This window comes from Inhella inkyongensis (assembly GCF_005952805.1).
Classification (GTDB): domain Bacteria; phylum Pseudomonadota; class Gammaproteobacteria; order Burkholderiales; family Burkholderiaceae_C; genus Inhella; species Inhella inkyongensis.
In genome coordinates, this window is sequence record NZ_CP040709.1 from 1,696,905 (window position 1) to 1,716,012 (window position 19,108).

At 65.5% G+C, this 19,108-nt stretch carries 21 protein-coding genes and 1 tRNA gene; 11 read left to right on the plus strand and 11 right to left on the minus strand.

Annotated features, from left to right (window positions below; all coding sequences use genetic code 11):
- Positions 1 to 8: 8 nt before the first annotated feature.
- Positions 9 to 1,178: a radical SAM family heme chaperone HemW gene (gene hemW / locus FF090_RS08245; protein ID WP_138858327.1), complete on the plus strand. Its 1,170-nt coding sequence runs from the start codon at positions 9 to 11 to the stop codon at positions 1,176 to 1,178.
- Between the two features lie 33 nt (positions 1,179 to 1,211).
- Here hemW and FF090_RS08250 read toward each other — a convergent pair whose 3' ends face one another.
- From FF090_RS08250 to FF090_RS08260, 3 genes are read right to left on the minus strand one after another with little or no spacing between them, the layout of a single operon-like run.
- Positions 1,212 to 2,294 carry a protein-glutamate methylesterase/protein-glutamine glutaminase gene (locus FF090_RS08250; RefSeq protein ID WP_138856265.1) on the minus strand — a complete coding sequence of 361 codons (1,083 nt, stop codon included), beginning with the start codon at positions 2,292 to 2,294 and terminating at the stop codon, positions 1,212 to 1,214.
- Positions 2,295 to 2,306: 12 nt separating this feature from the next.
- Complete coding sequence (cheD, locus tag FF090_RS08255) at positions 2,307 to 2,981, minus strand: chemoreceptor glutamine deamidase CheD (protein WP_138856266.1); 675 nt, start codon at positions 2,979 to 2,981, stop codon at positions 2,307 to 2,309.
- Positions 2,982 to 2,988: 7 nt separating this feature from the next.
- Positions 2,989 to 3,837 carry a CheR family methyltransferase gene (locus FF090_RS08260; protein WP_138856267.1) on the minus strand — a complete coding sequence of 283 codons (849 nt, stop codon included), beginning with the start codon at positions 3,835 to 3,837 and terminating at the stop codon, positions 2,989 to 2,991.
- Positions 3,838 to 3,992: 155 nt separating this feature from the next.
- Between FF090_RS08260 and FF090_RS08265 the strand changes: the two genes are divergently transcribed.
- Genes FF090_RS08265 through FF090_RS08275 form a run of 3 tightly spaced genes read left to right on the plus strand, consistent with a single transcriptional unit; the run spans position 3,993 to position 5,871 of the window.
- On the plus strand, positions 3,993 to 4,715 hold the full coding sequence (locus FF090_RS08265) for a GGDEF domain-containing protein (RefSeq protein WP_138856268.1): 723 nt from the start codon (positions 3,993 to 3,995) through the stop codon (positions 4,713 to 4,715).
- Positions 4,712 to 5,476 carry a MinD/ParA family protein gene (locus tag FF090_RS08270; protein ID WP_138856269.1) on the plus strand — a complete coding sequence of 255 codons (765 nt, stop codon included), beginning with the start codon at positions 4,712 to 4,714 and terminating at the stop codon, positions 5,474 to 5,476. The genes FF090_RS08265 and FF090_RS08270 overlap by 4 nt, the downstream gene beginning before the upstream one ends.
- Entirely contained in the window at positions 5,476 to 5,871 is a 396-nt protein-coding gene (locus tag FF090_RS08275; RefSeq protein ID WP_138856270.1) for a group II truncated hemoglobin, read from the plus strand. Before FF090_RS08270 ends, FF090_RS08275 begins: the two co-directional genes overlap by 1 nt.
- Positions 5,872 to 6,142: 271 nt before the next feature.
- Here FF090_RS08275 and FF090_RS08280 read toward each other — a convergent pair whose 3' ends face one another.
- Complete coding sequence (locus tag FF090_RS08280) at positions 6,143 to 6,769, minus strand: Smr/MutS family protein (RefSeq protein WP_138856271.1); 627 nt, start codon at positions 6,767 to 6,769, stop codon at positions 6,143 to 6,145.
- On the minus strand, positions 6,766 to 7,440 hold the full coding sequence (radC, locus tag FF090_RS08285; protein WP_138856272.1) for a RadC family protein: 675 nt from the start codon (positions 7,438 to 7,440) through the stop codon (positions 6,766 to 6,768). Before radC ends, FF090_RS08280 begins: the two co-directional genes overlap by 4 nt.
- A gap of 110 nt (positions 7,441 to 7,550) precedes the next feature.
- Between radC and FF090_RS08290 the strand changes: the two genes are divergently transcribed.
- The 7 genes from FF090_RS08290 to FF090_RS08320 all read left to right on the plus strand — a co-directional run bounded on the left by FF090_RS08290 (position 7,551) and on the right by FF090_RS08320 (position 12,921).
- Complete coding sequence (locus FF090_RS08290; protein WP_138856273.1) at positions 7,551 to 8,000, plus strand: FKBP-type peptidyl-prolyl cis-trans isomerase; 450 nt, start codon at positions 7,551 to 7,553, stop codon at positions 7,998 to 8,000.
- A complete protein-coding gene (ispH, locus tag FF090_RS08295; RefSeq protein WP_138856274.1) occupies positions 8,000 to 8,962 on the plus strand; it encodes a 4-hydroxy-3-methylbut-2-enyl diphosphate reductase in 963 nt (320 codons plus the stop codon). Before FF090_RS08290 ends, ispH begins: the two co-directional genes overlap by 1 nt.
- A 129-nt stretch (positions 8,963 to 9,091) precedes the next feature.
- Complete coding sequence (gene serS / locus FF090_RS08300; RefSeq protein WP_138856275.1) at positions 9,092 to 10,387, plus strand: serine--tRNA ligase; 1,296 nt, start codon at positions 9,092 to 9,094, stop codon at positions 10,385 to 10,387.
- Positions 10,388 to 10,444: 57 nt separating this feature from the next.
- Positions 10,445 to 10,535: transfer RNA gene (locus FF090_RS08305), tRNA-Ser, on the plus strand.
- A 159-nt stretch (positions 10,536 to 10,694) separates the two neighbouring features.
- Positions 10,695 to 10,970 (plus strand): hypothetical protein, encoded by a 276-nt coding sequence (locus tag FF090_RS08310; RefSeq protein ID WP_138856276.1) that lies wholly within the window; start codon positions 10,695 to 10,697, stop codon positions 10,968 to 10,970.
- A gap of 98 nt (positions 10,971 to 11,068) precedes the next feature.
- Positions 11,069 to 12,154, plus strand: a complete 1,086-nt coding sequence (locus FF090_RS08315) for a sensor histidine kinase (protein ID WP_138856277.1) — start codon at positions 11,069 to 11,071, stop codon at positions 12,152 to 12,154.
- Positions 12,151 to 12,921: a LytR/AlgR family response regulator transcription factor gene (locus tag FF090_RS08320; RefSeq protein ID WP_138856278.1), complete on the plus strand. Its 771-nt coding sequence runs from the start codon at positions 12,151 to 12,153 to the stop codon at positions 12,919 to 12,921. The genes FF090_RS08315 and FF090_RS08320 overlap by 4 nt, the downstream gene beginning before the upstream one ends.
- A 59-nt stretch (positions 12,922 to 12,980) precedes the next feature.
- On the opposite strand, the gene FF090_RS08325 is transcribed toward FF090_RS08320, so the two are convergent.
- The 6 genes from FF090_RS08325 to FF090_RS08350 form a co-directional block, all read right to left on the minus strand.
- On the minus strand, positions 12,981 to 14,792 hold the full coding sequence (locus tag FF090_RS08325) for an aminopeptidase P family protein (protein WP_138856279.1): 1,812 nt from the start codon (positions 14,790 to 14,792) through the stop codon (positions 12,981 to 12,983).
- Between the two features lie 127 nt (positions 14,793 to 14,919).
- Complete coding sequence (gene kynA / locus FF090_RS08330) at positions 14,920 to 15,774, minus strand: tryptophan 2,3-dioxygenase (RefSeq protein ID WP_138856280.1); 855 nt, start codon at positions 15,772 to 15,774, stop codon at positions 14,920 to 14,922.
- Positions 15,774 to 17,054 (minus strand): kynureninase, encoded by a 1,281-nt coding sequence (gene kynU, locus FF090_RS08335; RefSeq protein ID WP_138856281.1) that lies wholly within the window; start codon positions 17,052 to 17,054, stop codon positions 15,774 to 15,776. The genes kynA and kynU overlap by 1 nt, the downstream gene beginning before the upstream one ends.
- Before the next feature lie 4 nt (positions 17,055 to 17,058).
- Positions 17,059 to 17,697, minus strand: coding sequence for an arylformamidase (gene kynB / locus FF090_RS08340; protein ID WP_138856282.1), 639 nt, complete (start codon positions 17,695 to 17,697; stop codon positions 17,059 to 17,061).
- 56 nt (positions 17,698 to 17,753) lie between these two features.
- Complete coding sequence (locus FF090_RS08345; protein WP_175423580.1) at positions 17,754 to 18,098, minus strand: ankyrin repeat domain-containing protein; 345 nt, start codon at positions 18,096 to 18,098, stop codon at positions 17,754 to 17,756.
- Positions 18,099 to 18,115: 17 nt separating this feature from the next.
- Entirely contained in the window at positions 18,116 to 19,012 is an 897-nt protein-coding gene (locus FF090_RS08350) for a LysR family transcriptional regulator (RefSeq protein ID WP_138856284.1), read from the minus strand.
- Between the last annotated feature and the right edge of the window lie 96 nt (positions 19,013 to 19,108).

Consider the following 19,108-nt stretch of genomic DNA (forward strand, 5'->3'; position numbering starts at 1 on the left):
ACGCCTTGATGCGCCCGGGCACCCTGCAGTTGGCAGCGTTGCCGCCGCTGTCAATCTACGTCCATCTGCCCTGGTGCCTGCGCAAATGCCCGTACTGCGATTTCAACTCGCACGAGGCGGCCCAAGGGGTGGAGCTGACACGGGCCGAGGCCTATCTGGCGGCGCTGCGAGCGGACCTGGATGCAGCCCTGCCACTGATCTGGGGCCGGCCCATCGTCTCGGTCTTTATTGGGGGCGGGACCCCCAGCCTGTTCAGCCCGGCGCAGATCGATCAGCTGCTGTCGGACTTGCGGGCGCGCCTGCCGCTGGAACCCGGCGCGGAGATCACGCTGGAGGCCAATCCAGGCACCTTTGAGAAGGATCGGTTTCGAGGCTATCGCGAGGCTGGGGTCACGCGCCTTTCGGTGGGTGTACAGAGCTTTGATGACAGCCGGCTGCAGGCACTGGGACGGGTCCATAGCGCTGAGCAAGCCAAGGCCGCTCTGCGCGAGGCGGCGGACTGCTTTGAGCGCTTCAACTTGGACCTGATGTATGCGCTTCCGGGCCAGTCCCTGAGCGACTTGTCCGCCGAGTTGGACCAGGCCTTGTCGTTCAATCCGCCGCATCTGTCGGTCTACCACCTGACGATCGAGCCCAATACGCGCTTCGCCCTGAACCCGCCCGTCCTGCCTGATGCCGACTTGGCCAGCGAGATGCTGGATCTGATCACGGCGCGCACGGCCGGGCAGGGCCTGGAGCGCTACGAAGTCTCGGCCTACGCTCAGGACGGGCAGCGCTGCGTGCACAACCTGAACTACTGGGCCTTTGGTGATTATCTGGGCATCGGCGCGGGAGCGCACAGCAAGCTGAGTTTTCCGCACCGTGTGCTGCGCCAGGTGCGCTGGCGGGAACCCAAGACCTATATGGAACAGGCCGCCCAAGGCGCGGCGGTCTCGAACGAGCACGAGGTCGCGCGCAATGAACTTCCGTTCGAATTCGCGCTCAATGCGCTGCGTCTGAAAGACGGTGTGGAGACCCAGCTGTTCCTGGAGCGCACGGGACTGCCGCTCTCCAGCATTGCTCAAGCTCGGGAGCAAGGGGTCAGCAGGGGGCTGCTAGTCGACGATCCCGCTCGCCTGCAGGCCAGCCCGCGCGGCTTTGATTTCTTGAGCGACCTGCAGGAGCTGTTCCTGGCCTGATTGGACTCGGTTCAGATCCGGTTCAGACCCGGATCAGACCCGATTCATGGAGAAGCCGGCGGTGCTGCGAAGTCGCTCGATCAGGCGCGGAGCGATCTGGCCTAGGGGCAGCACCTCGTCGGCTGCGCCGGCCGCAATGGCCTCGCGCGGCATGCCAAAGACCACGCAGGTGGCCTCATCCTGCACCAGGTTGTAAGCGCCGGCGTCTTTCATGGTCCGCATGGCCTTGGCGCCGTCGGCGCCCATGCCAGTCAACATGATGCCCAAGGCGTTCTGGCCCACCACGCGGGCGGCTGAATTGAACAGGACCTCGACCGACGGCTTGTGCCGGTTCACCGGTTCGCCATCCTGCACGCGGGCGATGTAGTTGGCGCCGGAGCGCTCCACGCTGAAGTGCTTGCCGCCAGGGGCGATGTAGCAGTGGCCGGGCAAGATGCGCTCGCCGTCACGCGCCTCGCTGACGCGGATCTTGCACAGGCCATCCAGGCGCTGTGCATAGCTGGCCGTAAATCCCGGGGGCATGTGCTGGGTGATGCAGACCGCCGGACAGTCGGCCGGCAAGTTCACCAACACATCTTTGGTGGCCTCGGTGCCGCCGGTGGAGGCGCCGATGAAGATGATCTTCTCGGTGGAGAGCCGGCCGATGTTGGTGGGCGGCGGCGGGGGGGCCGTCGCAGGGGCGCCCGGCGCCGGGGCGGCAGCGGCACGCTTGATGTGCGCGCGCGCCGCGATGCGAATCTTGTCCGTGATGTCGGCCGCCAGTTGTCGGATGCCGTCGGCCACGCCGATCTTGGGCTTGGCCACGAAGTCCACGGCGCCCAACTCCAGCGCCTTGAGCGTGACCTCGGCGCCGCGCTCGGTCAGGGTGGACACCATCACCACCGGCATGGGTCGCAGGCGCATCAGGCGCGAGAGGAAATCGATGCCGTCCATCTTCGGCATCTCCACATCCAGCGTGATCACATCGGGGTTCAGATTGCGGATCATCTCCCGGGCAATCAGCGGGTCGGCGGCCGCGCCCACGCACTCCATATCGGCCTGCTTGTTGATGATCTCGGAAAGGATGGAGCGCACCAGCGCCGAGTCGTCCACCACCACCACGCGAGTCTTGGGCATGCTCTGAATCGGTTAGAAAAGATCGATGGAGCCGCCGCCAGCGGCCACAGGTTGAACCTTGGTGACCGCGCCGCGGTCCTGCTGCAGCAGCGCTTCATTGGCCGCCGCCAGCCGCTTCACCATGGCCTTGCCGCTCTTTGGCAGAAAGCAGACCTTGCGTGGATAGACATCCATGACGTCTTTGGAGACCACGGGGATGCGCTCGGTCTTGAGGAAGTCCAGCACGAAGTTGGTGTTGCGCTCGCCCACATTCAGGCTGTTCATGCCAGTGATGACGGCGCCGCCGCCAAACACCTTGGCCTCCATGCGGCCCTTGCTGGCGCCGCGCTTCATCATCTCGTTGATCAAAAGTTCCATGGCGTAGGTGCCATAGCGCCCCGACTCCCCGTTGCCCTCGGGCAGCATGAAGTGGTTCATGCCGCCGACCATGGCGGTGCGGTCCCACAGACAGGCGGCAATGCACGAGCCTAGGGTGGTCATGATCAGCAAGTCCTCGCCTTCGACGAAATACTCGCCCGGCAGCACCTTGACGGCGGCATTGCGAAAGTGCGAGTCGTAGAAGAAGAATGAGGCCTCGCCGTTCTTGCGCGGCTGGCCTTTCAGCTTCGTGACCCAAGCCGCTGCCGCACCGCCCCCATTGACGAGGGAACTGGAGCTCGAAGGACTGGTACTGGCCAGGCTGCTCATGGGGCACCTACACGCGTTCGTAGATGGTCTTGCCGCGCAGGCGGAACAAGTCCTTGGACTCGGTGAAGTTCTCCGAGTGACCGACAAAGAGCAGGCCGCGCGGCTGCATTACCTTGTGGATGCGCTCCAGCACCTTGCGCTGGGTGGGGCCATCAAAGTAGATCATCACGTTGCGGCAAAACACCATTTGGAAGGGTTCGCCCAGCTGCCACTGGGGGTGCATCAAGTTGACCACGCGGAAGTCGATGTTGCGCGCCAGGTCGGGCTTGAAGCGGATGCGACCGGCATTCGCGCCGGTTCCCTTCATGAAGTAGTTCCGCAATCGCTGCGGCGACAGGCCCCGGGCGTCTTCGTTGTAGACACCCCGGCGGGCCGTGGCCAGCACATTGGTGTCGATGTCGGAGCAGACCAGTTGCAATTGGTTGAGGCTGCCCAAAGCCTCGTGGCAGGTGATGGCAATGGAATAGGGCTCTTCGCCGGTGGAGGCGGCGCAGCACCAGATGCGCAGCGGCTTGCCTGCAAAGTGCTTGAGCTCGTCGGCCAGGGCCTGGAAGTGATGTTCTTCGCGGAAGAAACTGGTGAGATTGGTGGTCAGGCAGTTCACGAACTCCTGCCACTCGGCCTCGGCGGCGGCGCCGCTGCTTCGTTCCAGCGAGTCCAGGTATTCGGAGAAGCTGCGTCGGCCGGTGTCACGCAGGCGCCTTGAGAGGCGGCTGTAGACCATGGCGTGTTTGCCCTCGTGCAGGCTGATCCCGGCATGGCTGTAAATCATTCGCCGCACCCGATCAAAGTCGGCTTTGCTGAAGCTGAACTCGTGGTCCTGACCTTCTGTGCGCGGGCTGTCAAGGGTTGCCATGGGTTGACGGTGGCGAAGGCTCACCGGGGCTGCAATGCGTTGATTGTGGGAGTCATGAGCAGATTCCCACCCTAGTATCGACACGGGGGGGCCAAGCCTGAGAGTTGGTAAAACCCGCTGCTAGACTGGCCCGATCACCAGCCCTGCGCTCCTCGATGGCTCCATCTGCCTCCAGCCCGTCCACCGACCTGCGATCGCTGCAGCTCGACAGTGCGCTGCAATTGCTGGACCAAGCCGGAGCCTTGTTGCCGGACGCCGAGCCCTACAGCTTGGAGTGGCTGCAGGGCCTGATCGATGCCCTGGCGGACTTGTCGAATCGGGATCCGCTCACTGGCCTGTCCAATCGACGCAACTTCGAGATGCAGCTGTCTCGCGAGATCGACCGGGCCGCGCGCTCGGGGGAGTCCGCGTTGCTCCTGATGCTGGATATCGATCACTTCAAGAAGGTCAACGACACCCACGGGCATGCCGCAGGGGATCTGGTGATTCGGGCGGTGGCCGATGCCGTGGCCTCGGCGGTGCGCCCCATGGATACGGTGGCGCGGGTTGGTGGTGAAGAATTTGCCGTGGTGCTGCCCAATTGCTCCAGCAGCTTTGGCCCGACGGTGGCCGAGCGCATCCGCGAGGCCGTGGCCGAGCAAGTGGTGGCGGTGGCGCCTGGGCTGTCCTTGCAAGTGACGGTGAGTCTCGGGGGCGCTTACGCGCCGCAGTGGGTGCGATCCTCCCCTTTGCTGTGGATGGAACGCGCTGATCGCCAGCTCTACCGCGCCAAGGCTGAGGGGCGCAACCGCGCTTGCCTGGAGCCGCAAATTGAATCGATCGTGAGTGCCGATGAGAAGAGCATGCTGTTTGCCGTCCTGCCCGAGGAGTCGCTATGACTGAGGGCGCACGCACGCTGGCCGTCACCAGTGGCAAGGGCGGGGTGGGCAAGACCTTTGTCACGGCCAATCTGGCCTGTGCCTTGGCCGCACGCGGTGAGCGCGTGTTGGTGCTGGATGCCGACCTGGGCCTGGCCAACCTGGATGTGGTGCTCAATTTGCATCCCAAGCTGACCTTGCACGATGTGTTCACCGAGAAATGCACCTTGGAGCAAGCCATCCTGCCTGCGCCGGGCGGGTTCTCGGTGTTGCTGGCGGGCTCCGGCATGGTGGAGTACTCGCGCCTGACGCCAGAAGTGCGTGACAAGCTCTTGAAGATCGTCGATCAGGTCAAGCCGCGCTACGACTGGGTGCTGATCGATACCGGGGCGGGTATCTCGGATGTGGTGCTCTATGCCGTTTCTCTGGCAACCGAGGTCCTGGTGGTGGCCACGCCTGAGCCCACCTCTCTGACCGATGCCTACGCCACCATCAAGGTGCTGGCCACGCAGCAGCAGCGCCGCCGCCTGGGCCTTGTGCTGAACCAGGCCAACCGTCCGGGCGAAGGCAAGGCGGTGTGTGGTCAGTTGCAGGCCGTGCTGGCACGCTTCATTGGCACGGCGCCAGGGGGGCATAGCTTTAACCTGGACCTGATGGGCGAGGTGCGCAACGACCCGGCCGTGCGCCAGGCCGTCTTGCGCCGCGAACTGCTGCTGGAAAAGAGTCCGGGAAGCGATGCGGCCCAGGGCCTTAAGGCTTTGGCCAACCGGCTGCTGAGCTGATGAGTGATGCGGCGGGTGAGAGCGCTTTTGAGGCGCTCGGGGGCGAGGGCGCCGTGCGCCATTTGGTGGATCGCTTCTACGACTTGATGGACCTGGAGCCGCGCTATGCGGACCTCAGGGCCCTACATCCCAGCGCCCTGGACGGCTCGCGCGACAAGCTGTTCTGGTTTCTCTGCGGCTGGTTGGGTGGGCCCGGGCACTATGAGGAACGCTTTGGTCATCCCAGGCTGCGCGCCCGGCATTTGCCTTTTCCCATCGGGGTGAAGGAACGCGACGATTGGCTGGCCTGCATGGCGCAGGCCATGGGCGAAGAGGGCGTGCCCGCCGCCCTGCGCGAGCGTCTGCACCAGGCCTTTTTCAATACGGCGGACTGGATGCGCAACCGCTCGATCTAGGGCCTTTTCACACTAATGGAAGCCAGCGCGTTGCCATCCAGAAAGGGCGCCAACGCGGCGCGAAGTAAAGCTGGGACTGGATGTCCCAGCGAGCTTCGCAACAAAGTGGGCGCCCTTGCTTGGTGGCAACCCGGAGGGAAAGGGACTGACCGGCCGCCATTCGTCGTTGCCCGGCTCGCCCAGGCGGCCAGCCTGGGCCGCGCCGCGCGCCTAGGCTGACAGCCGGTCAGTCCCTTTCGCGCGGCTTCGCTTAGTGTGAACAGGCCCTAACTCAATCAAGCAGCACGATCAGTGCACCGGCCCCACCTTCGGCGGCGCGGGCCTGTACGAAGGCCAGCACGGCGTCATGTTGGACCAGCCAGCGCCTGACCTTGAGCCGCAGGATGCCCTCGCCACCGGGCGAGCCGTGTCCCTTGCCATGCACCACGCGCACGCAGCGCCGGCCCCGCAGGCGGCACTGCTGCAAGAACTGCCCCAGCGCTTCGCGCGCCTCATCGCGACGCAGGCCATGCAGATCCAGTTGGGCCTGCAGTGACCACTCCCCGCGTCGCAGGCGGTTCAGAACTTCAGGCCCGATGCCCGGGCGGCGATAGGACAGTTCGGCGTCGGTCTCCAGCAGGCTGTCGACATCGAAGTGATCCGAGAGCGCTTGCGCCAGCACCTGGGCGTCATCGGCCTGGCGTTGGCGCGGTTCTGGGGGCGGGCGCGGCGGCGCGCGGTGAACTTGCTGGTGCGGGGCCAGTTGCTGGACCGGACCCACGCTGAGTTCAAACAGCCGACGCTCGCGCTCTAGCGCGGCGGCGCGTTCGCGCTGCATCCGCGCTTCTTGTTCTGCCGCTTCGCGCCGGCTCCTCAGTTCCTTCTGGATGAGGGCCAGATCGGCCCAGCCGTGCCTCATAGGCAGCCCCGGGCCGCCAGTGATATACAGGCCGTGCGCGTGACCACAAAGTGATCCAACAGCCGCACATCCACCAGGGTGAGGGCTTGGCGCAACTGGACGGTGAGGGCGTGGTCGGCCGCCGAGGGCTCCGCCACACCGCTGGGGTGGTTGTGGGCCAGGATCAAGGCGGCCGCACCGAGTTGCAGGGCCCGTTGCACCAGCTCACGCGGGTAGACCGCCGTCTGACTCAGGCTTCCTCGGAACAATTCTTCAAACGCAATCAGGCGCAGTTGGCTGTCCAGAAACAAGGCGGCAAAAACCTCATGGGGCAGGGCGCCCAGGCGCAGGCGCAGCAATTGTTCAACGGCATCGGGGTTGCTCATCACCGCGCGCTCCTGCAGAGGTTGCTGCAGGGCGCGGCGCGCCAACTCCAGCACCGCCAGGAGCTCGGCGCGCTTGGCAGGCCCCAAGCCGCGGATCTGTGTGAGTGCGCTGTCAGGTGCATTCAGAAGTCCGGCCAGCCCCCCGAACTGCTGCAACAAGTCTGCTGCCCAAGTCAGAACCGGCTGGCCTTTGAGACCGGTGCGCAGCAGCAAGGCCAGCAGTTCGGCGTCACTGAGGGCCGAGGCGCCGCGCTCCAGCAATTTCTCGCGAGGGCGGCTGCTGGGGGGCAGATCGACCATGGGCATGGGGACATTCTAGAAAGCCCCTCCCAGGGCTGCCGGCGAGGGTGCTTGCTGCCTCTCCCTAAAATCGCCGCTTTTCCTCTTCGTGCTGCCGGCCTACTGCCGGCCCGATCATGCTCCCAGCCACCGTGGCGCCTGGCGCCTTTCTGACCCTGAATTACCGCCTGAGCGGGCCTGACGGCCATGTGCTGGTGGACACCTTTGGGCAGCAGCCCGCCACGCTGACCTTGGGCAGCGGCGAGTTGGCGCCTGGCCTGGAGGGGCGTTTGCTGGGAATGCAAGAAGGCACACGGGCGAGTTTTGATTTGTCCGCCGACGAAGCCTTTGGGCCGCGTAAGCCCGAACTGCTTCGGCCCGTGAGTCGCCGCTTGTTGGCCGAACAAGGGGATCCTGACCAGAGCTATCAGGTGGGCGATGTGGTGCAGTTCCCCACGCCGCAAGGCGGTGGACGCTTTGCCGGCACCGTGGCGGCGCTGGAGCAAGACCATTTGCTGTTCGATTTCAACCACCCGCTGGCCGGCGTTGCGCTGCGCTTCGAGGTTGAAGTGATCGGGGTGTTGTGATGACGCAGGATGTGTTGCTGGCCGAGCCGCGTGGCTTTTGCGCCGGGGTGGATCGTGCGATCGAGATCGTCGAGCGGGCGTTGACCAAGTTTGGCGCGCCGATCTATGTGCGTCACGAAATCGTGCACAACACCTATGTGGTGAACGATCTGAAAAGCAAGGGTGCGATCTTCATTGAGGATTTGGCCGATGTGCCGCCCGGCGCCACCCTGGTGTTCTCAGCCCACGGAGTGAGCCAGGCCGTGCGTCGCGAGGCGACGGAGCGGGGCTTTCAGATTTTTGATGCGACCTGCCCACTGGTGACCAAGGTCCATGTTGAAGTGGCCAAGCTGGCTCGCGAAGGCTTTGAATTCATCATGATCGGCCACAAGGGGCACCCCGAGGTCGAGGGCACGATGGGGCAGCTGAACGAGGGCATCCACTTGGTCGAGGATGTGGCAGATGTGGCCCGGGTGGTGCTGCGCCAGCATGAGAAATTGGCCGTGGTGACGCAGACGACGCTCAGCGTGGACGACGCGGCTGAAATTCTGCAGGCGGTGCGCGAACGCTTTCCCCAGGTGCGTGAGCCCAAGAAACAGGACATCTGTTACGCCACGCAGAACCGCCAGGATGCCGTCAAGCTGTTGGCGCCGCAGGTCGACATCGTCATCGTGGTGGGCAGCCCGACCAGTTCCAACAGCAATCGCCTGCGCGAGTTGGCCGAGCGCTTGGGGACGCCGGCTTATATGGTGGATGGCGCTGAAGACCTGCAGGCCGCATGGTTCGAGGGGCGTGCTCGCGTGGGCCTGACCGCCGGGGCCTCGGCGCCGGAAGTGTTGGTCAAGGCCGTGATCGACCAGTTGCGTGCCTTTGGCGCGACCAGTGTGCGCAAGCTCGACGGCGTGCAAGAGCAGGTCCGTTTCCCGCTACCCCTGGGTCTGGGCGACAAGTCCATGGCTGAAGTGTCGGCGGCCCGATCCTGAACCTGACTGCCCTTGAACTGAATCCGAGGCCGCTTCGGCCGCCTCTACGCAGCACCCTCATCGCAGCACCCTCATTTGGCCGAAGGCCCCACGCCTTCGCCGCCCCTGATAAAGCCAAGGACTCTCAAGATGCTCGACATCAACCTGCTGCGCCGCGACTTCGATGCTGTCGTGGCCCGACTCGAAACCCGTCATAAGCCGCAGTTCGTTCAGGAGCTTGCGGCCTTCCCTGCCTATGAAGGCGAGCGCAAGCAGCTGCAGACGCGCACCGAGGAGCTGCAAGCTCGTCGCAACAGCTTGTCCAAGGCCATCGGCATGGCCAAGGGCAAGGGCGAGGATGCCTCCAGCCTGATGGCCGAGGTCGCCGGTATCGCGGATGAACTCAAGGCCTCGGCGGATCGACTTGATGTCTTGCAGGCACAGATGAATGCGCTGTTGATGCAGTTGCCGAATCTGCCCCAAGCCGGGGTGCCTGTGGGTGCCGATGAGGCGGCCAATGTGGAAGTGCGCCGCTGGGGCACGCCGCGCGCCTTTTCGTTTGCGCCGAAAGACCATGCAGACTTGGGTGAACCCCTGGGCCTGGATTTCGACACCGGCGCCAAGCTCAGCGGTTCGCGCTTCACCTTCCTGCGCGGCCCGGTGGCGCGTCTGCACCGCGCGCTCGCCGCCTTCATGCTCGACGTGCAGACCCAAGAGCACGGTTACACCGAGTGCTACACGCCCTACATCGTCAATCGCGAGGTGCTGGAGGGCACCGGTCAGCTACCCAAGTTCAAGGAAGACATGTTCTGGGTGCTGCGGGGCGGCGATGAAGAGAGTGTGGAGCAGTACCTGATCTCGACCTCGGAGATCTCGCTGACCAATAGCGTGCGCGAGCAGGTGTTGAAGGAAAGCGAGCTGCCCGTCAAGCTGACCGCACACAGTCCCTGTTTCCGTTCCGAGGCCGGTTCGGCGGGACGTGACACGCGCGGCCTGATTCGCCAACATCAGTTCGACAAAGTTGAAATGGTGCAAATCGTGCATCCCGAGCAGAGTGAGGCAGCCCTGCAGGAGATGGTGGGCCATGCCGAGACCATCCTGCAGCGCCTGGGCCTGCCTTATCGCGTGGTGCAGCTGTGTAGCGGCGACATGGGCTTCACCGCCGCCAAGACCTATGACTTGGAAGTCTGGCTGCCGGCGCAGAACACGTTCCGGGAGATCAGCTCGTGCTCGAACTGCGAGGCTTTCCAGGCGCGCCGCATGCAGACCCGTTTCAAGACCGCGCAAGGCAAGAATGAGCTGGTGCACACCCTCAATGGCTCCGGCCTGGCGGTGGGGCGCACCTTGGTGGCCGTGCTGGAAAACTATCAGCAGGAAGACGGCTCGATCCAGGTGCCCGAAGCCCTGCGTCCCTATCTTGGTGGCACCGAAGTCTTGAAGGCCTGAAAACTTCAGCTATACTGCGCGGCTTTCCTGCAGCGACCACTGCAAGACACCGAATTCGGAGAGGTGGCAGAGTGGTCGAATGTACCTGACTCGAAATCAGGCGTACGGTATCCCCGTACCGAGGGTTCGAATCCCTCCCTCTCCGCCAAATGCAACGCCCTTGGGTTCGCCCAGGGGCGTTTTGCTTTTTGGCCTTTCTCAGGGCGCAAAACGGTCGTGCCTCCCCCATTCGGGGGCCCCCTTTTGTCGGATGGTGTTGATCTCGCCAGACCGTCAGCATGGCGCCCTCATCAGAATGGGTTGAGCCATGCAATTCGAAGAACTCGACGCGGGGGATTACCGCATCTATGCCGGCGCCATTGAGCGCGCCCCAGGCCCCGGCTTTTGCGCGGCCTTGGTGGTGGTGCGCAAGGCCGCGAAGGGCCAGCGCGATGAAGTGTTTCGTGATGAGGACGTGGGGGCGGGCTATCCCTGGCCGAGTGCACAGGAGGCGCTGCGCTTTGCCCTGCAGCGCGGCCGTGACGTGGTGATGTGCCGTACCGGCTTGCAGCGCTCGAAGGCCACGCAGCCAATCAACGCCTGAGCGCCTAGCGGCGCGCTGCGCCGTGCTTCACAGCACCTTTTCCGTCGCCCATCGCATGGGCGCAGCGGTGAACGGGCGGCCCGGCTATCGTGCGGGCCATGTCAACCTCCCAGCCATCTGCCACCGCCACTTGGCGCGCCTTTCTTTTGGGTCTGAGCCCGCAGCGCCTGAGCTTGTCCTTGGGCATTTCGGGTTTGATGGCCCTCGTGTTGAGCCCCATCTTCGTGACGCCGACCCCAGTGGTGGTGGGGCGGACCATGGTGGTGGGCCTGCTGGCCCTCCTGACCTTCGTGTTGTTGGAGCACTGGCCGCGGCGCCTGCCGGCCTGGTTGGCGCGTTGGCCGCTGCAGGTGATCGGCGTGGCGCTTGCGGTCCCGCTGGGTACCTTGGCGGTTTATCTGGTCGCCACCGGCGGCAATTTCGCGGCCTTTTGGAACAGCGAGGGCCGGATGGTGGGCTATATGACCACGGCGGGTTCTGGCTTGGTGTTGGGGCCGCTGGCGGCCATGACGGCGCTGTACCGGCAACGCGATGCCGAGGCTCGCAGCCAGGCCCTGGCCTTTGAGCTCGAACGCTCCGAACTGGAGCGGCGCGCACTGGATGCGCGGCTGCGCCTGCTGCATGCGCAAATTGAGCCGCACTTCCTCTTCAACACCCTGGCCAATGTGCGGGCCCTGGTGGACGGTGGCTCCCCGAAGGCTTCTGCCGTGCTCTCCAGCCTGATTGCCTACTTGCGCGCTGCAGTGCCGCAGTTGCACGATGAGTCCAGCACCCTGGGGCAGGAGCTGAGTCTGGCCAAGGCCTATCTGGAACTGATGCATCTGCGCATGCCCGACCGCCTGAGTTTCCGCTTTGATGTGACGCCTGATGCGCAGGCGGTGCGCTGCCCATCGATGACGGTGCTGACCCTGGTCGAGAACGCCATTCGCCATGGCATCGATCCGAGCGAAGAGGGGGGGCAGATCGAGATCCGGGGGGCGATCCAAGGCTCGGGTACCGCACGGCGTTGTCATGTGTGGGTGGATGATTCCGGTGTGGGCCTGCGCCAGGGCGGTGCGCCGGGTTTGGGCCTGGCCAATTTGCGGGAGCGCCTGCAGCTGAGCCTGGGGGCACAAGCCCAGCTGCATTTGAGTGAACGCCAGCCTCGGGGCGTCCAGGCCGAACTGATCCTGCCGCTGTCATGAAGCCGACCGCCCTGATTGCCGACGATGAACCCCTGCTGCGCGAGGCGCTGCGCGGCATGTTGGCGCGTGCTTGGCCTGAGCTGATGGTGGTGGCCGAGGCGCGCAACGGTCGCGAAGCGGTGGAGCTGTTTGAGCAGCACGAACCCGATGTCTGCTTTCTGGATGTGCACATGCCGGGGCTGTCCGGCGTCGAGGCCGCACGGGCCATCGGTCGGCGTGCTGCCCTGGTTTTTGTGACGGCCTACGACCAATATGCGGTTCAGGCTTTCGACCAAGGCGCACTGGACTATCTGGTCAAGCCGGTGGAAATGGAGCGCTTGGCCGACACCGTTTCCCGCCTGCAGACACGGCTGCAGACCCCAACGGCGGCCGAGCCGCAGGCCGAAGAAGCGACTCAGCAACTGCTGGAGCGACTGGCCGCTCAGCTTGGTCGCGGTTCAAGCTATCTGCAATGGATCCGTGCCAGCGTGGGGCAGATGCTGAAGTTGATTCCGGTTGACGAGGTGATCTACCTGCGCAGCGACGAGAAATACACCTTGGTGGCTTGGCGCGAGGGCGAGGCGTTGATCCGCACCCCACTCAAGGAATTGATTGAGCAGTTGGACCCGGACCAGTTTGTTCAGGTGCACCGGTCGGTGGTGGTGAATCTGCGCGCCGTGGCCCATGTCACACGCGGTGTCAACGAAACCGCTGACATTCACCTCAAAGGGCGCGACGAAGTCTTGCCGGTCAGCCGCAGCTACCTGCATCTGTTCAAGCAGATGTGAATCGGGCCTGCAGTACAGGCCCGAATCCGAAACGACAGCCTGCGGTGCAGGCCTGGGCCTCAGAGGGCCTGGGTGCGCTTGAGCAGCCAATCCAGCGCGGCACCGCTCAAGCGCGGCGCCAAGCGCTCACGCACCATGGCGTGGTATTGGTTCAGCCAGGCAATCTCATCGCTGCGCATCAGGCTTGGCTCGATGGGCGTGGTGTCGATCGGGCACAGCGTCAGGGTTTCAAAGGCCAGCATGCTGCCGAAGGCCCCTTGTTCTGGCGTGGGCTGTTCCACATTGAGCACCAGGTTCTCGATCCGCACTCCCCATTGGCCGGGACGGTAGAGGCCGGGCTCGATCGAGGTGATCATGCCCGGCTCCATGGCCATGCTGGGATCAGGGATGGCCTTGGAGATGTTTTGCGGCCCCTCGTGTACGCAAAGGCCATAGCCCACACCGTGGCCGGTGCCGTGGCCGAAGTCCAGACCAGCCTCCCACAGCGGAGCGCGGGCGATGGCATCCAACATCGGGCCCAGGGTGCCGCGCGGGAATACGGTGCGCGATAGCGCAATCGTGCCGCGCAGCACGCGGGTGTAGTCGGCTTTTTGCTGCGCGCTGACGGCGCCTAAGGCCCAGACCCGCGTGATGTCCGTGGTACCGCCGGGGTATTGGCCGCCGGAGTCAATCAGCAGCAGGCCATCGGTGCCCAGTGCACTGTGGTGCTCGGGCGTGGCGCGGTAGTGGGGCAGGGCGCCATTGGCCTGCCAGCCGGCGATGGTGGAAAAGGACAGGCCCGCGAAGCCGGGCTGGCGCGCGCGCGCCGCGCTCAGGCGCTCATCCACGGTCAGCTCGGTCCAGGGCTCGCCGGCTGCTCGCGCGGCTTCGAACTCGGCGTAGAACTCGCACATCGCCACGCCGTCGCGGATCATGGCCTCGCGCACATGGGCGGCTTCCAGCGCGGTCTTGGCGGCCTTGGCCACGGTGCTGGGATTGAGGGCTTCCTTGACGCCCACTCCGGCGGGCAAGGCGCTGCGTAGGCCATAAGTCACCCGCTTGGGGTCCAGCAGCACGGTGCTGCCGGCAGGCAGGCGGGCCAGGGCGTCCAGGGTTTGGTCGTAGGGCCGCAGTTGCACGCCATCCTGTGCCAAGGCTTGCTGCAGCGCGGCGTCCACCTTGCCGGGTTTGATGAAGAGTTCGGCCGCGTTCACGCTGATCAGCAAATGACCGACGAACACGGGGTTGAAACCCACGTCGCTGCCGCGCAGGTTCAGGGCCCAGGCCAGGTCGTCGAGCGTGGAAATGAGGTGGTGGCTGCAACCGGCTTTTGCCATCGCGGCCCGCAGGTCGGCCAGTTTGTCGGCGCGGCTGCGGGCCACCAATTCAGGCGCCAGCGCACGCACGGCTTGGGCCGGGAGATCGGGTCGGTCGGGCCAGACTTGGTTGAGCAAGTCGATGTCTCCCACCAGGGCCACGCCACGGGCCTGCAGGGCGCTGCTCAGCGCCTGCGCAAAGCCCAGGCCCAGCACTTGGGCGTCCACGGCCAGGCGTTGGTCTTGTTGCAGGGTCTGGCCGAGCCAGTCGATGACATGACTGGGCGCCGAGGTGGCGCAACGCACCAACTCGATGCCGCTGCCTTTGAGCTCGGCCTCGGCCTGCACCCAGTAGCGGCTGTCCACGAACAAGGCGGCACCGTCCAGGGTCACCACCAGCGTGCCCACCGAGCCCGTGAAGCCACTGAGCCACTCGCGGGCGGCCCAGCGCTCGGGCAGGTACTCGGACAGGTGGGGGTCGCTGGAGGGCACCAGCAGCGCGTGGCATTGGGCGCCCTGAAGGGCTTGTCGAACCAGATCCAGGCGCAGGGTGCGGGGGTGGGTGCGGGTGTCCATGACGATGGGCGAGAGGGCGGGCCGAAAGAGCGGCGATTGTCGGTGCTTCACAAGGAATCGCAGGGCCGCCCCAAGATTCCTTGCTCCCTCGGGGGGCGGGCCGGGCGCAGCCCGGACCTGGGGGCCCTCACAGTTCGGTGCGCAGTGCCCAAAGTTCAGGGAAGAGCACCACGTCCAGCATCTTGCGCAGATAGCCCACGCCTGACGTACCGCCGGTGCCGCGCTTGAAGCCGATCACGCGCTCGACCGTTGTCACATGGCGGAATCGCCACAGGCGGAAGGCGTCTTCCAGGTCCACCAGCTCCTCGCCCATCTGATAAAGATCCCAGTGCGCCTCGGGCGCGCGGTAGACCTGCAGCCAGGCTTGCTTGACGGCCTCGCTGGCGGCATAGGCTTGGGTCCAGTCGCGTTCCAGCGCCGCCGCCGGAAGGCTCAGGCCACGCCGCGCCATCAACCGCAAGGTCTGGTCGTAGAGCGAGGGCGCCTCGAAGGCCGCCTGCACCGCAGCCAGGCGCTCGGCGTGGTGGGCATGGGGCTTGAGCATGGCCGGGTTTTTGTTGCCCAGCATGAACTCGATCTGGCGGTACTGGTGGCTTTGGAAACCGCTGCTCGGGCCCAGGTAAGGCCGCACCTTGCTGTAGTCGGTGGGCGTCATGGTGGACAGCACGTCCCAGGCATGCACCAGCTGTTCAAAGATCCGGCTCACACGGGCCAGCATCTTGAAGGCCTCGGGCAGGCGGTCCTCGGCCACGCAACTGGCAGCGGCCGAGAGCTCGTGAAGCGCCAGCTTCATCCAGAGCTCGCTGGTCTGGTGCTGGACGATGAAGAGCATCTCGTCATGCGCGGGCGAGAGCGGCTTTTGCGCGTTCAGCACCTGGTCCAGCCCCAGGTAGTCGCCGTAGCTCATGTCCTTCGAAAAGTCGAGCTGGGCGCCCTCCTGCTGAACGATGTCCTCGGGCTTGGGATGGATGGGGCAGCTCATCAGGTGACCTTGTTTTGCGTTTGAAACTGCGGCGCCTTCCAGGCCTGGGTGGCCAGCACGTCGACGAGGTGCTGCACGGCGTCGAAGGCGTCGACATGGCGGGTGTAGAGCGGCGTGAAGCCAAAGCGCAGCAAATGGGGCTCGGCGTCCAGGCGCTTGGGGTCGCCCGCCCGGTAGTCACCCACCACGCCGCGCCCGATCAGGGCCTGAACCACCGCGTAGGCGGCGCCGCTGAGTTCGCCCGACAAGCTGAAAGAGACCTGGCTGCCGCGCTGCGCGGCCTCGCGCGGCGTGACGATGCGCGCCTCCGGCACCCGGGCTTCCAACTCTTCCATGAACAAATTGGTCAAGGCTAGGGACTTGGCTCGCAAGGCCGCCATGCCGCCCAAGGCTTGCGCCCCCTCGAACACGGCCAGACCGCACTCCAGCGCCGCCATGCCCAGTACCACCGGGGTGCCGCATTGGTACTGCTGGATGCCGGCCGCTGGCTGGTAGAAAGGGTTGAAGGCGAAAGGTTGGGCATGCCCCAGCCAGCCCGAAAGGGGCTGGTAACTCAAGCCCAGATGGCGCGGATGCACCCACACAAAGGCCGGCGCACCCGGGCCTCCGTTCAGGTATTTGTAGCCGCAGCCCACGGCGAAGTCGGCGGCGCTGCCCAGCAGGTCCACAGGTACGGCGCCGGCGCTGTGGGCCAGATCCCAAATCGTGAGGGCACCGGCCTGGTGGGCCCAGCGGGTCAGTAGCGCCATGTCGTGCATGCGGCCGGTGCGGTAGTGCACATGGGTCAGCATCAGCACCGCGCAGCGTTCGTCCAGCAGGGCGGGGATCTCGTCGGGCGAGTCCACCAGCACCAGCTCGCCGCCATGCGCGCGCACCACCGAGTCAGCGATGTAGAGATCGGTGGGGAAGTTGCTGCGCTCGCTCACCACTTTTTTGCGCTGGCCCTGCTGTAGCGAGAGAGCCGCATGCAGCACCTTGTAGAGGTTGATCGAGGTCGAGTCGGCCACCAGCACCTCGCCGGGCCTGGCGCCGATCAAGGGCGCCAGGCGATCGCCCAGGCGGCGCGGGGCGTCGATCCAGCCGGCCTTGTTCCAACTCTCGATGAGGTCTGTGCCCCACTCCTGCTCGATGGCGAGGCGCACGCGCTCGGGCGTGGCCTTCGGGAGTGCGCCCAAGGAATTGCCATCCAGATAGATCTTGCCCTCGGGCAGCGCGAACTGTTCGCGCAGCGGGGCCAGTGGGTCTTGCGCATCCAGGCGCAGGGCATCGTCACGGGTCATGGTTTCACTCCAGGGAACGCAAGACTGCCCGCACCGGCGAGGCACAGGCCCCGACCCAGCGCAGCGGCAGGGCAATCAGCTCGTAGTCGCCTTCCGGCACCTCGTCGAGCACCAGGTTTTCCAGCACCCGCAGATCATGCGCGAGGAGCTGTTGGTGAGCATCCAGGGTTTTGCTGGTCGCTGGGTCCACGGAAGCGGTGTCGATACCGACCAATCGCACCCCGCGCTCGGCCAGCCAGGCTAGCGTCGCCGGGGCGTAGGCGCTGAAGTCCTCGCGCCAAACGCGGTCGGCTTGCTGTGCGGTGCGCACCAGCACGCGCGGCGGAAGGTCCTGCGCCGCATGGGCCAGATGCTCGGGCTGGATCAAGGGGCCGCAGCCGATGGCGTGAATGACGCGGCAGCGCCCCAGATAGGGGGCCAGATCCACAGCATCGATGCTGCGCTCACCGTTGGCGTAATGCAGCGGCGCATCGGCATGTGCACCCACATGCGGGCTGGTGGTCACGGCACTCAGATTCACCGGGCAGCCCGGCGAGAGGCGCGCCGTCCACTGCAGGCGGTAAGGCTCATCGCCCGGGAAAATGGGGCTGCTGAAGCTGACTGGCGGAGAAATGTCCCAGATCTGGCGGCTGTCTTTTTGCATGGGCGCGCACCTTAGCGAGGCTTGGGGGGCTGTGGTGTCGGTATTTCCAGACAGGTTCAGGCAAAAAGGCGGCGCCAGAAACCGAGGCGCGGCGGCGCCGGGGCCCAGCGGCCTTCGGGGTCCAGTCGCTGAGCCAGTTCGTGGTGTCCACCTCGCCAAGCCGCTTGTGCGGGGTTGAGCCCGTCGGCCTCCGAAGGCAAGTGCGGCTGGGCACCGAACTCCAGCAGCAACTCGGCCGCCGCAATCTGGCCCTTGAGGATGGCGGCCACCAGGGCCGTGGCCAGGTACTCCGGGTGCGCGAAGTTGGGGTCCACGCCGCGCTCGAGGTGGTAGCGCAGCAAGTCCAGATCGCCGTCCTCGGCCGCGCCGAACATTTCTTTCCAATTTCCGCCGTCGGGCATGGCTTCACTCCGTTGCTTCATCGATGCGGCCGCGCCGCCAGGAATTGTTCTCTCAGCACCGCGTCTCCCTCACGCCGCCAGGCCGCGAAGACGGCCGAGGGCTCCAGGGTCTCGGCCAGGGGTTTGAACACCGCACCTTGGATGCCGGCGCGCTGAAAGGCGGCTGGCACGATGGAAACCCCCAGGCCCTGAGCCACCAGCGAGACCACCGACAGCCAGTGTCGCCCTTCGTGCTGCAGTCGGGGGTAGAAGCCATGCTGGCGGCAAATCTCGACGATGCGGGCGTGATAGTCCGGTGAGCCCTTGCGCGAGAACAGGATGAAGGGCTGGTCAGCAAGGGAGGCCAAGGGCACCTCCTTCTTGCGTGCCTGGGGGTGGCTGGCGGGCAGACAGGCCAGGAAGGGTTCGGCGTAGAGCGGCTGGCAGTCCAGGCCAGGCGGCAGGCGGTCGGTGTGCAGCAGGGCCAGATCCAACTCTTCGCGCAGGAGGGCTTCAATCTGGTCCTGCGAATTGAGTTCCACCACCACCACTTCCACACGGGGGTGGCTCGCCGCGAAGGCCTGTAGCCAGGTGGCCAGGCCCTGCTGCAGGGCCGACCCGACGAAGCCCAGGCGCAGCCGGCCGATCTCCCCGGCCTGCACCTCGCGGGCGCGGGCGCAGGCCTGCTCGGCTCCTTCCAGCAGCGTCAGGGCGCTCTGCCGGAAGGCCAGCCCGGCCGGGCTCAGCCGCACGCCCTTGCTGTCGCGCTCAAACAGGCGGGCGCCCACGCGGGCTTCCAATTGCTGAATCGCCACGGAGAGCGGCGGCTGGGTCATGCCCAACCGTTCGGCGGCGCGGCCGAAGTGCAGTTCATCGGCCAGTGCCACAAAGCAGCGCAGGTGGCGGAACTCGAGCGCCCGGTCCGGGTTGTTCATATGTTTTGCGAATCGTCGCAGTGGTTTGCTGAATTGGACACGAATTGGTGACGCCGCCATACTGCCGGCTTTTCGCGCGCCCGATTCGCGCAGCCC

Excerpts from the sequence above, each read along its gene's own strand:
- FF090_RS08250 (WP_138856265.1), bottom strand. The coding sequence starts at position 2,294 with ATGCCCAAGACTCGCGTGGTGGTGGTGGACGACTCGGCGCTGGTGCGC.
- FF090_RS08260 (WP_138856267.1), bottom strand. The coding sequence starts at position 3,837 with ATGGCAACCCTTGACAGCCCGCGCACAGAAGGTCAGGACCACGAGTTC.
- cheD (WP_138856266.1), bottom strand. The coding sequence starts at position 2,981 with ATGAGCAGCCTGGCCAGTACCAGTCCTTCGAGCTCCAGTTCCCTCGTC.
- FF090_RS08310 (WP_138856276.1), top strand. The coding sequence starts at position 10,695 with ATGCAATTCGAAGAACTCGACGCGGGGGATTACCGCATCTATGCCGGC.
- FF090_RS08320 (WP_138856278.1), top strand. The coding sequence starts at position 12,151 with ATGAAGCCGACCGCCCTGATTGCCGACGATGAACCCCTGCTGCGCGAG.
- ispH (WP_138856274.1), top strand. The coding sequence starts at position 8,000 with ATGACGCAGGATGTGTTGCTGGCCGAGCCGCGTGGCTTTTGCGCCGGG.
- FF090_RS08290 (WP_138856273.1), top strand. The coding sequence starts at position 7,551 with ATGCTCCCAGCCACCGTGGCGCCTGGCGCCTTTCTGACCCTGAATTAC.
- FF090_RS08265 (WP_138856268.1), top strand. The coding sequence starts at position 3,993 with ATGGCTCCATCTGCCTCCAGCCCGTCCACCGACCTGCGATCGCTGCAG.
- FF090_RS08275 (WP_138856270.1), top strand. The coding sequence starts at position 5,476 with ATGAGTGATGCGGCGGGTGAGAGCGCTTTTGAGGCGCTCGGGGGCGAG.
- kynA (WP_138856280.1), bottom strand. The coding sequence starts at position 15,774 with ATGAGCTGCCCCATCCATCCCAAGCCCGAGGACATCGTTCAGCAGGAG.
- serS (WP_138856275.1), top strand. The coding sequence starts at position 9,092 with ATGCTCGACATCAACCTGCTGCGCCGCGACTTCGATGCTGTCGTGGCC.
- FF090_RS08280 (WP_138856271.1), bottom strand. The coding sequence starts at position 6,769 with ATGAGGCACGGCTGGGCCGATCTGGCCCTCATCCAGAAGGAACTGAGG.
- FF090_RS08345 (WP_175423580.1), bottom strand. The coding sequence starts at position 18,098 with ATGCCCGACGGCGGAAATTGGAAAGAAATGTTCGGCGCGGCCGAGGAC.
- kynB (WP_138856282.1), bottom strand. The coding sequence starts at position 17,697 with ATGCAAAAAGACAGCCGCCAGATCTGGGACATTTCTCCGCCAGTCAGC.
- FF090_RS08350 (WP_138856284.1), bottom strand. The coding sequence starts at position 19,012 with ATGAACAACCCGGACCGGGCGCTCGAGTTCCGCCACCTGCGCTGCTTT.
- FF090_RS08315 (WP_138856277.1), top strand. The coding sequence starts at position 11,069 with ATGTCAACCTCCCAGCCATCTGCCACCGCCACTTGGCGCGCCTTTCTT.
- kynU (WP_138856281.1), bottom strand. The coding sequence starts at position 17,054 with ATGACCCGTGACGATGCCCTGCGCCTGGATGCGCAAGACCCACTGGCC.
- hemW (WP_138858327.1), top strand. The coding sequence starts at position 9 with ATGCGCCCGGGCACCCTGCAGTTGGCAGCGTTGCCGCCGCTGTCAATC.
- FF090_RS08325 (WP_138856279.1), bottom strand. The coding sequence starts at position 14,792 with ATGGACACCCGCACCCACCCCCGCACCCTGCGCCTGGATCTGGTTCGA.
- radC (WP_138856272.1), bottom strand. The coding sequence starts at position 7,440 with ATGCCCATGGTCGATCTGCCCCCCAGCAGCCGCCCTCGCGAGAAATTG.
- FF090_RS08270 (WP_138856269.1), top strand. The coding sequence starts at position 4,712 with ATGACTGAGGGCGCACGCACGCTGGCCGTCACCAGTGGCAAGGGCGGG.